The following is a 9,402-nucleotide window of genomic DNA, read 5'->3' as shown; positions in this document are numbered from 1 at the left end:
CGACAGGCCTTGTCCGATCGACGCCAGCCGAGCAGCAGGCAAGTCCCGCGCCGCGGCACGCAGCGCCTCCCCGTCAGCGATCACTGCTTGCAGGTTGTCACCCATCCCAACGCCCCTCCAGATCGGAGGCCCCATCTTGTCCCAGATGGCGGACGTGAACCCGCGCCGAACCCCCGCCAGGACCACCACACCCCCAGCGGGTTCTCGCCGGAGCACCCTCCAGATCCCTCGAACCCGCTGGTTTCCGCCTTCGATGTCTTGCGGCTGTCCGGGACAGACACGACCGGATGGCCCTACCGGCGGCGCAGAGCCGCCCTCGAGTCGGTGTTCACCGCCCGCGGGCTCATCGCGCCGTGGGTGTTGTGTCCGTCGACCACCGACCCGGACACCGTGCGCGAATGGCTGACGTGGACCTCGGTCGGGATCGAGGGTGTGCTCTTCAAGCGGCTGGGCGATGCCTACCGGCCTTCAGACAGAGGCTGGCAGAAATACAAGGTGCGCGAGACCACGGAGGCGATCGTCGGTGCTGTCACCGGCTCCCTGACCGCTCCCCGTGGTCTGCTGCTCGGCAGGTACGACGACGGGCGCCTGCAGTACACCGGCCGCACCACCACCCTCACCCGGACGGCCAGCACTACGGTCGCCGGACAGCTTGCTTCAGCGCAGCACGGTCATCCGTGGACGGGATGGTCGTTCTCCGCCGGATGGGGCAGTAGCGAGACACTGAACGTCACGCTGGTGGAACCCGAGCTGGTGGTGGAAGTGGGCGTCGACGTCGCCCGCGACGCTGCCGGCCGGTGGCGCCACCCCGCACGCCTGCACCGCGCCCGCCCCACTCCGGCAGCAGGCCCTCGAGACGGCCGCCAAGCAGCGGGCTCAGGAGCGTTCCTGAGAATGCCCTCCGCGCCCCGACAAGCCCGGACGTGCGGCGCAACTGCGGCTACAGGCGCTGGGCGAGGGTCTCGCAGCAGGCCAAGGGGACGGTCGCCTGGTACACGTTGCCCTCGGCTGCGTTCCGGGAGGCCACCCCGAGCATCATCGCGAGGCTGTGCAGCGTCTCGTCTCCGTCGGCGGGGTCTTCGCCCAGGCGGGCGCGCATGACGCGGTCCGCCTGGTCCAGGACCTCGGGCCAGACACCGGCGTACGTCTTCGGGTCCACCCCGGTCAGGGGCGTCAGCCACAGGTCGGCGTGCGACTGGAGCAGCTGCTCGGCCGACCGGTAGTCCAGGACGGATCCGCAGGACAGGCGTAGTCCGTCGGTGTCGGCGGCGGTGCCGGGCCACCCGGGCAGGGCCTGGGAGTGGGCGGGGCACAGGAGTGCGAGCCAGTCCGGCGGCTCCCCCGGCGAGGCGGCGGGGCCCTGCCGGAGCGTGGTCGGCGTGGCGGGGCAGTCCAGCACCTGGCGGAGCCCGGTGAGCTGTCGGCCGGCGGTGAGCTGCGTGATGTCGGATGGCACCCTGGGCTCCTTCGGCGGCTAGACCTCGATGTACGCGACGACCACGACGGTGCGCAAAGCGCCGATCCAGTACAAGAGGCGTACTCGCTCGACTTCGTCGGCGTACTGGCGCAGCTGGGGGCCGGTGGCGTCGCCGGGGATCGGCTCGCCGACGTCGGGGTCGACGGAGATGACGACCAGGGCGCGGTCCAGGGCGTGGATGTCCGCCTCGCTGGTGATGTTCTCCAGCTGCTTGGCGGCGGAGTCGGAGAAGGCGATGCGTGCGCGGCGGGGGCCGTGCTGTGGGGCCATCAGGCGACGGCCGGGCGTTGGGCTGCGAGGCGGGCGAGGTGGGCCTCGCGCAGCTCCTCCCACGGCGTGCAGTCCTCCACCGAGGGCAGCCCGTTGGCCGCGATGTCCTCGAGGACGGCGGCGAACTGGTCGGCGTTCTCACGGGTCCTGGCCGCGTACGCGCGCAATCCGTCGGCGGCCGCGGGCTCCAGCTGTTGCCGGGCGTGGTCAGCGGGGGCCGGCTGTTCGCTCATCGAGGCCTCCAGTAAGGCGGAAGTGGCGTCTGCGCCAACGGTATCGGCCGCCCCGGCCCGAGGGGACCACTCCGGACGAACCCGGCCGTACGACGATGCGGGACCTAGGGGCCCAGGTGGACCCAGCAGCCGTTGCGGATCGTGTCCACCAGCGAAAACACTGGTCTCGGGACCCAGGGGCCCAGGTTTTGGGGCCGTTGCTGGGTCCACCTGGGCCCGCCCGCGCGATGACACAGATCAGCTGAACAGTGACACAGATGAGTGTGCCCACCTGGGGAAACGGAGGGTTGATGACACAGATGACACAGGCCAGCTCCACTGTTCAGGCCGGGCGCCGGCCACGACCTGGCCGTCGGGCGGCCTGGACGCGGGCGGTCTTCGTGTGGCCGTCGCCCACCATCTACCGGCTATCGCCGTCGTTACGTTCTGTGCTGTTCACGAGTGCGCGCGATGCATGATCACAGGCGTCACGCTCCGCCTTCGAATCCCGCCCTGGAGAGGCTCACGAGATCCAAGAACCGGACATAAGGGGGTACATTCAAGAGCGCCTGGAGCTCATCGGCGCGGGCCGCGACCCGGGCGGCTTCGCGCAGCTCGGCCTCCCGTCCGGCGGCGGCCGCGGCGTCGGCGGCGAGCTCCGCCTGGACGACATCGTCGGCGTCCGGGTCGTAGACAGTGTCCGGGGCCGCGGCGGCGAGCAGCTGCTCGATGCGCTCCCACTCCGCGAGCTCCGCCGGGCCGCGGACGTCGTCGGCCAGGTCCTCGTGCCGGGAAGCTTGCCGGGCGTCGAACCGCGCTTCCTCGAGGGCCGCCGCGACGGCGCCGGCGTCCATCCCCTCCGCCCGGCGCCGGACGACGCGGCGACCGATGCGGGCGGGGTCGACCGATTCGTGGTGCGGATTCGGAGCGGGCCGCCGCCAGAGCGTTGTCGGCGGCCCGCCGATACGTGTGACTGAGCGCTTCAGTTGGCCAGTGAGCACTCGAGTTGGACACTCCAAGCTCGACGCATTGCCATCGCTGTGACTGACGCACGGCGGCCCGGTTCAAGTAGGCCTCGCGAGCCCACCCGAATCAGCAGAACGGTCGGAACTCCTTGAAGTCCGGCGTCGGGCGCGGATCGGGCAACCGGTAGGCGCCAATCCGCGGCCGATCGCTGGCCGGGTCGGCGGTCCCGTCGGACAGAGCGCCCGGTATCGAACGCCACCCCAGATTGGTCTCGAAGTACGCCACGGCAGCGCCGACCGATGGCCACCAGACATCGTCGAGCAGCACGACGCCGCCAGGTCGGACGATCTCGCCCAGGAAGTGGAGGTCGACGAACACGTTGTGGAAGTGGTGGCTGCCGTCGACGAACGCCGCGTCCGCGGCGAAACCCGCGTCGGCCAACCGGGCAAGGAACCGCTGCGATGGTTCGGTCACCAACTCGGCGACGTCGTCCAGGCCGGCGCTGCGCAGCAGCTCCCACCCGACACCGTCGTAAGCCGTGTACTGGAACGGGTCGATCACCACATGCCGCGGGTTTCGTGAACCGCAGCGCAGCAGGGCCTCACTGATCGCCAGCGCCGAGCTGGCATAGGCGAGCCCGATCTCGACGACCGTGCCGACTCTCTCATCCACCAGGAGGTCACGTACCTGATCACAGTCGCGCTCCGGCAGCGTGACGGTGGCGAAGTCCGGAGCGCCATCGGGACGCCGCGGCGGCCCGTGCTCGGTGAGCTCGCGGCGTACGGCGGCCACTCGATCCCGCCACCCGCCCGCGACTCCGTCCGGTTGCTCGATCGAGTTCACCAAGCACACTCCTTTTGGCTGCGGGCACGGTAGGTGGCCAACTGTGACACTCAGAGCGCCAACTGAAGCGCTCAGTCACAATACGTGTGCTGAAGCACGATAGTTGTCACCATCGGCGGCCACTGAGCTGCGGCATCAGCACGGCGAGGCACTGCAGTTGTCACCAGGTCGGCATGCTATTTGTCACCAGCAGCGCCGAAAGCATGGCAGTTGTCACCGGCTCCAGTGCTCCGCCGCCATGCGACCTGCACGACGGTTCCGTGTGACTGAGCTGCGGGGAATGGACTCAGCACCTTCATGCCCACTGCTAGGAGTCGAGGGATGCGGTGTTGCGTCGGGTCTCCGCGAGGTGGATGTCGATGTACCGGGTGAGGATCAGCGCGTCGTGCGGCTCGTCAGCCTGGAAGGTGACGCGACGCAGCAGGCTGACTCCGTCGAGCGTGACGCCCTCGCGGGCGAGGACGAAGACGAGGGCGAGGAAGGCGGACCGGGCGTTGCCGTCGTCGAAGGGATGGAAGAAGCAGATGTCGAGATAGGCACGTGCGGCGCGGGCAATGAGGGGAACGGGCCGATCGGCGTGGCGCGCGCTCTCGGCCAGGCAGGCGTCGAGGCGGGCTCGGGTGCCCGGGCCGATGCCGTAGCGTTCCCTGCCCCCCTTGGCGAAGGCCGGCAGGTCGCGGAACGGCGGCGGCTGCGATGTGCCCAGCACGTGCTGCTGCCAGCGCTGGAGCAGCTCGAAGTCGAGGGCGGCGCCGCGCGCCGCGTCGATCCGCAGCAGGTCCAGGGCGGCGAGCAGGCCCCGTGCGCGGGCGGGATCCAAGGCGCCGTCGAAGGTGTGTATGTCCTCCGCAACGCCGTCGCGCGACGAGGCCACCGGTTCGTCCCCGCCGCCGTCCGGAACGTCCTGCCATGGCACTGTCTCGCGCACCGCGAGCCAGCGCTCGAGGTGGTCCGGCGCGGGTCCGGCGGATTGTGCGCCGTCGTCCGGCCGCAGCGACAGCGCGAGCCGCTCCGCGACGTCCTCGACCAGCACGATGTCGGGGCCGGTCCAGCTCGCGAACCGCCCGCCGATCGCCTCGTCGACCAACTCTTGCGCGAGGTCGGGCGCGACGCCCCAGCGGCTGAGGAACCAGGTGAGCACTTGACGGCAGTGTCCGTGCCAACCGCTGCCGCAGCCTGTGCGGTCGGTCACCTGCAGGATCAGGTTCCGGGCAGCGCGCTCCCACAGGATTCGCTGATCCTCGACCTCGGTCAGGTCCAGCGGGTACGCGTCGAACCACCCGGCGAGACTCTCCAGCCACTCGCGCCATTCGCGCAGCGCCGCGACGACACGGGCGAGCGTCTCCTGCGGTGTGGTGATCGAGTCCCTGGGGCAGCACCAGTTCCCGACGGGTCCTCCATCGAAGTCGCCTTCGTCGTGCGACCAGCGCCAGCCCACGGTCCAGCGGCCGTAGTGCTCGGCGAGGGCGTGCGACATGGCGTCGGCCCAGGGCTGTCCCTCGCCCCAGCTCCAGGCATTCATCGCCGGGTTGCCGAAGGGGAGGTCGGGGCGGCTGGGCACCCTCCGGGCGGGCCCGAGTGACCGCACCACCTGCGGCGCCGACGCGCTGTCGAAGGGATGACGGGCGGGATCCACATCATCCCAGGTCAGAAAACGGGGGGCCAGCTCGACAATCACCGCGCAAGCCTGCCACGTCCACCCGATAGTGGTTCAAGCGAATTACCGCGGGAGGTGCCAGCCGAAGTGTTCAGTCTCATCCCGTCAGTCGCCCTGAGCGGGCCGTCCTCCGATCTTGGTGACAACAAGCATGCCTCTGTGACAACTACCGCGCTTCGGCTCAATACGTTTTATAGCAGGCTCTGAATTCCGCTTGTTCAGAACTGGAAATCTATCGACTGTACGTGCGTAAAATCCGCTCTGAGGCCGTGGGCACGGGTGCCCCACTCCGTGAAATACGACTCGGTGATGGCCTCAGCGACGATCGGATGTAGGTCTTCCTCTGTCGCACCGGCCTCCTGGAGCTGGAGGATCTGCGCGGCGTAGGTGGGCGAGATCGGCGTAGTGATGGTGCGCTCGCGGCCGTCGTCCGAGCTGCCCGTGCAGGTGAATCCGAAGTAGGCCGTCACCTCCACCATCATGCCGCTGGAGGTCGCCGCTCGCTCCCGCGCCCGCGCCCTGACCTGCGGTTGCCACTGAGATTCGGTCTCCTCCACCAGGGCCGCCTGGAGCCTCTTCTGAGGCTTCGTCTGCTGTCCGGCGCGGTAGCGCTGCACCGTGCGGGGCGAGACGCCCAGTTGTTCGGCCAGGGCCTTCGTCGACTGCTTGGCGCGCGTGTAGAGGAATTCCATCTGAGCCTTCGCGGATTTCGGCGCGGGCCGGGTGAACACCTTGCGCTCCGCCCGCTCGAGGGCGTCCAGGACCCTGTTGCGGCGCTGGGCCGGCGGCTGTGTGTCGTCGCTGTCGATCATTCCTTCAGCAGACACCCGTTCCCCTGTGGACAGATTCCGTGCCCGGGCGTCCCGCCGTCGCGGGTGGGGATGACGGCGTAGATCAGCGGGTCTTGGGTGGAGGGCCACGTTCAGAGCACGGGGACTGGCCATAGATCTGCTCAGGTTCTCCGACCGGCTGCCGCAGTATTCACGCTGCCGCGGCGACCTCATCATGAGCGGGGTGGCGCCACAGAACGACAAGCACGGGCGGCCGATCCACCTGGAGCTGTGTCCGGTGTGCGACACCGGAGACGGGGACCGCCCGGCGGCCGGCCTTCTCGTGCAGTGGTTCGCCGACCGTGGCGGTCATGACGAGAGCCGCGTCAAGGAGGGCTCGCACCTGCTGATGGAGTGGACGAAGGAGTGCATGGCCACCCACGGCTGGTACTTGCACGAGACCAGGCCCGACCAGCCCTGAGCCGTCATCAGCAGAAGCTGCCGGGCGCGCAGTGCCGCCGCGTCGTACGGGCAGTACGGCCGCCGGGTCGAACTACTGTTGGGGTCGTGGCGACAACGTACGACTACCCCAAGGTCTCTAGGGAGTGAGGCTGTCGTAGAGGTGTGCACCTCCGGTTTGTGCAGCTCAGCCACTCGTGGTCGAACTCTGGCTAGTGCAACAGCTGTGGTGCTATCGCTGGTTGGAGTGTCTTTGATGGCACCTGAGTGATCCGCTTGTCGGTCGCCTCCACGGCCGCCTGGTCGAGCGGCCCGGGCCGGAAGTCGTCCGTCAGCAAGAGCGCCCGGTCGCCGCGCGGCGATCGGCACTACGTCTGCGAGGCAAGGGTGGCCGACAGCCCCTGCTTGACCTGCGCGGTGAGCTCGTCGGCCAGGATCTCCGGTGTGCCCTGCTCGATCGCACGCAGCGCCTGCGCTGCGACCTCGGCCGGGTCGGACTTGCCCTCGGGCGGCACCATGGCGGTCATGTCGGTGTCCATGAGGCCGACGTACAGAGCGGAGACCAAGATGCCGCGGGGGGCGAGTTCCTCACGTACCGCGTTGCTCATCGCCCAGGCGGCCGCTTTGGAGGTGGCGTAGGAACCGGCCTGGGCAGGGTGCATCCAGGCGATCACCGACGCGACGTTCAGCACGGTGCCGCCGCCGTTGGCTTCGATGACCGGGGCGAACGCGCGCGTCATCGCAAGCGGGCCGTAGAAGTTGGTGTCCATCTCGGCGCGCACATGCTCCATGCTGCCGCTGATCAGCGGGTTGTACAGGGAGATACCAGCGTTGTTGACCAGGAGCGTCACATCCCAGGCGATACGGGCGGCCTCGAGCACCAAGTTCTCGTCGGTCACGTCCAAAGCCAGCGGGGTCACGCCCTCCACGTCCACCGTCTCGGGGCGGCGCGCCGCGGCGTAGACCTTCGCGCCCCTGTTCACCAACTGCTGCGCGAGGTGGCGTCCCAGGCCGCGGTTGGGGCCCGTAACCAGCGCGACAGACCCCTTGAGTTCCATGATCACTCCATTTCAGGCGGGCCGTCCGGCCATCCATCTCGTTGCTGATCGTCCCGTGCGGCAACTCAGTGCTGGACAAGTGGAGTTGCCGCACGGTCGGCGGGTCGCGCTGCGGGAGCGGGACTTGATCGATCCGACCGGCCACTACGCGCCGGACGTGTGTGCGGCCGCCGCCGCGCCCCTGGGAGAAGGGGACACGGCGGCCGGCCTCGATGCCCGGCGGTGAGGGGTCGTAGGCCGCCGGACGTCGATGGGAGCGTCGGTCGGGCCGGTGGGTGGGCCGTCCCGACCGCCGCTCAGAGCAGGGCTTCGGGGGTGATGGGCAGTTCGCGGATCCGGCGGCCGGTGGCGTTGAAGACGGCGTTGGCGATGGCGGGGGCCGCGCCGATCATGACGATCTCACCGAGCCCCTTGGCGCCGATCGGGTCGGCCTTATAGTCCTCCCCGTCGATGTAGATGGCCTTCTGGTCGGTGGGGATGTCGGCGTGGGCCGGTACGAGGTAGTCGGCGAGGTTGGCGTTGACGATCCGGCCGTCGCGGTGGTCGGTGACCGGGTGTTCGAGGAGGGCCTGGCCGATGCCGCCGATCATGGCCCCCGGACAGCTTCGACATGCGGCACCTTCGCGCGGCGCAGAATTTCCTCGTAACGGTCGCCGCCGGTCTTGCGGGCCATGGCCTTCAGCATGCCGACGACCGCATATCTGCGAGCGCCGCTGACATCACGTGAAGGCCGCCGCCGTCGATGTCAGTTGACAGGTTGGGGCCGGTCGGCACTCAGGTAGGCGGTGAGGAAGGCTGCGGCGCGGTCCAGCGCGGCATCGGCCTCGTCGAGACGGCCGTACTGGAGCTGGAAGACATGAGGGAGGCCAGGCCCGACCTCGAGCGTGACCTCGACGTCGTCGGCGCCCGCACGGGCGGCCAGCCGGACCGCGTCGTCGAGCAGCACCTCGTTCGCCCCTACCTGCACGAGCAGCGGAGGCAGCCCGGTGAGGTCGGCGAACAACGGGCTGGCCAGGGGATGCGCCCGGTCGCCTGCACCGACGTAGAGATCGGCGAAGGCGCGCAGGTCGGCCTCGATGAAGAGGGGGTCGGCGTCCTGCTTGGAACGCATGCTTTCGCCGGCGAGGGTGAGGTCGACCCACGGGGAGAAGAGGACCACGGCCGCTGGTTGCGGCAGCCCGGCGTGCCGGGCTGCGAGGAGCGTGGCGATGCTCAGGCCGCCGCCGGCGGAGTCACCGGCGATGACGAGGTCGCGTGGGTCGATGCCCGCGTCCAGCAGCTCGCGATACGCTGCGAGCGCGTCGTCGACGGCCGCCGGGAAGGGATGTTCGGGAGCCAGCCGGTAATCCACCGACAGCGCTCGCAGGCCGAGGCGGCGGGCCAGTTCACTGACCAGCCCTTCATGGGTGTCCGGTGAGCCGACGACGTAGCCGCCACCGTGCAGGTAGAGCAGCCGGCCCCGACCGGAGACTTCGGCCGGCTCCAGTTCCAGGGCCGGCCGCCCACCCAGAACGGTTCTGCGGGTGACCACGCCCGCCAGAGCGGGCCGGGTGAGAGCTGCGCTGAATCCGCTGCGTTGTTCCGCCACCGTGGGGGGGGGCGTCTCGCTGCGGGGGGCGGAACGGAGCATGGCGTCCAGGGCGTCGCGCTGGGATCTGGACATGGGAAACCTCTATCGGTCAGAAGGACA

General features: G+C 69.5%; 10 protein-coding genes and 2 pseudogenes. 2 read left to right on the top strand and 10 right to left on the bottom strand.

The features are described from left to right. Window positions 1-9 precede the first annotated feature (9 nt). A pseudogene (locus KUM49_RS50375) lies at window positions 10-435 on the top strand (hypothetical protein); the annotation flags it as partial. A gap of 505 nt (window positions 436-940) precedes the next feature. Here KUM49_RS50375 and KUM49_RS33435 read toward each other — a convergent pair. The 7 genes from KUM49_RS33435 to KUM49_RS33405 all read right to left on the bottom strand — a co-directional run bounded on the left by KUM49_RS33435 (window position 941) and on the right by KUM49_RS33405 (window position 6,237). After that, complete coding sequence (locus tag KUM49_RS33435) at window positions 941-1,456, bottom strand: hypothetical protein (protein ID WP_217240717.1); 516 nt, start codon at window positions 1,454-1,456, stop codon at window positions 941-943. Between the two features lie 18 nt (window positions 1,457-1,474). Further along, window positions 1,475-1,747, bottom strand: a complete 273-nt coding sequence (locus tag KUM49_RS33430) for a hypothetical protein (RefSeq protein WP_217240716.1) — start codon at window positions 1,745-1,747, stop codon at window positions 1,475-1,477. Continuing rightward, window positions 1,747-1,980 (bottom strand): hypothetical protein, encoded by a 234-nt coding sequence (locus KUM49_RS33425; protein ID WP_217240715.1) that lies wholly within the window; start codon window positions 1,978-1,980, stop codon window positions 1,747-1,749. Before KUM49_RS33425 ends, KUM49_RS33430 begins: the two co-directional genes overlap by 1 nt. Window positions 1,981-2,447: 467 nt before the next feature. Continuing rightward, complete coding sequence (locus KUM49_RS33420; RefSeq protein ID WP_254402179.1) at window positions 2,448-2,813, bottom strand: hypothetical protein; 366 nt, start codon at window positions 2,811-2,813, stop codon at window positions 2,448-2,450. 238 nt (window positions 2,814-3,051) lie between these two features. After that, entirely contained in the window at window positions 3,052-3,717 is a 666-nt protein-coding gene (locus KUM49_RS33415; RefSeq protein ID WP_308406860.1) for a class I SAM-dependent methyltransferase, read from the bottom strand. 358 nt (window positions 3,718-4,075) lie between these two features. After that, entirely contained in the window at window positions 4,076-5,446 is a 1,371-nt protein-coding gene (locus KUM49_RS33410; RefSeq protein WP_217240714.1) for a Fic family protein, read from the bottom strand. Window positions 5,447-5,643: 197 nt separating this feature from the next. Then, window positions 5,644-6,237 (bottom strand): terminal protein, encoded by a 594-nt coding sequence (locus KUM49_RS33405; RefSeq protein ID WP_217240713.1) that lies wholly within the window; start codon window positions 6,235-6,237, stop codon window positions 5,644-5,646. Window positions 6,238-6,361: 124 nt separating this feature from the next. On the opposite strand from KUM49_RS33405, the gene KUM49_RS33400 reads away from it, so the two are divergent. Next, entirely contained in the window at window positions 6,362-6,676 is a 315-nt protein-coding gene (locus tag KUM49_RS33400; protein WP_308406870.1) for a DUF6300 family protein, read from the top strand. Window positions 6,677-7,022: 346 nt separating this feature from the next. Here KUM49_RS33400 and KUM49_RS33395 read toward each other — a convergent pair whose 3' ends face one another. From KUM49_RS33395 to KUM49_RS33385, 3 genes and pseudogenes are all read right to left on the bottom strand, one after another. After that, entirely contained in the window at window positions 7,023-7,712 is a 690-nt protein-coding gene (locus KUM49_RS33395; protein WP_217240712.1) for an SDR family oxidoreductase, read from the bottom strand. 296 nt (window positions 7,713-8,008) lie between these two features. Further along, window positions 8,009-8,308: pseudogene (locus KUM49_RS33390) on the bottom strand (molybdopterin cofactor-binding domain-containing protein); the annotation flags it as partial. A gap of 149 nt (window positions 8,309-8,457) precedes the next feature. Continuing rightward, window positions 8,458-9,375 carry an alpha/beta hydrolase gene (locus KUM49_RS33385; RefSeq protein ID WP_217240711.1) on the bottom strand — a complete coding sequence of 306 codons (918 nt, stop codon included), beginning with the start codon at window positions 9,373-9,375 and terminating at the stop codon, window positions 8,458-8,460. Window positions 9,376-9,402 lie beyond the last annotated feature (27 nt).

The sequence above is a fragment of the Streptomyces sp. AC555_RSS877 genome, assembly GCF_019049245.1.
Taxonomy (GTDB): Bacteria; Actinomycetota; Actinomycetes; order Streptomycetales; family Streptomycetaceae; genus Streptomyces.
Note: the sequence above shows the minus strand (reverse complement) of the source record. Positions and strands in the feature narration are given on the sequence as shown.

What these genes read in the sequence shown, in the direction of transcription:
- KUM49_RS33430 (WP_217240716.1), bottom strand. Translation starts at nt 1,747, where the DNA reads ATGGCCCCACAGCACGGCCCCCGCCGCGCACGCATCGCCTTCTCCGAC.
- KUM49_RS33425 (WP_217240715.1), bottom strand. Translation starts at nt 1,980, where the DNA reads ATGAGCGAACAGCCGGCCCCCGCTGACCACGCCCGGCAACAGCTGGAG.
- KUM49_RS33420 (WP_254402179.1), bottom strand. Translation starts at nt 2,813, where the DNA reads ATGGACGCCGGCGCCGTCGCGGCGGCCCTCGAGGAAGCGCGGTTCGAC.
- KUM49_RS33405 (WP_217240713.1), bottom strand. Translation starts at nt 6,237, where the DNA reads ATGATCGACAGCGACGACACACAGCCGCCGGCCCAGCGCCGCAACAGG.
- KUM49_RS33395 (WP_217240712.1), bottom strand. Translation starts at nt 7,712, where the DNA reads ATGGAACTCAAGGGGTCTGTCGCGCTGGTTACGGGCCCCAACCGCGGC.
- KUM49_RS33385 (WP_217240711.1), bottom strand. Translation starts at nt 9,375, where the DNA reads ATGTCCAGATCCCAGCGCGACGCCCTGGACGCCATGCTCCGTTCCGCC.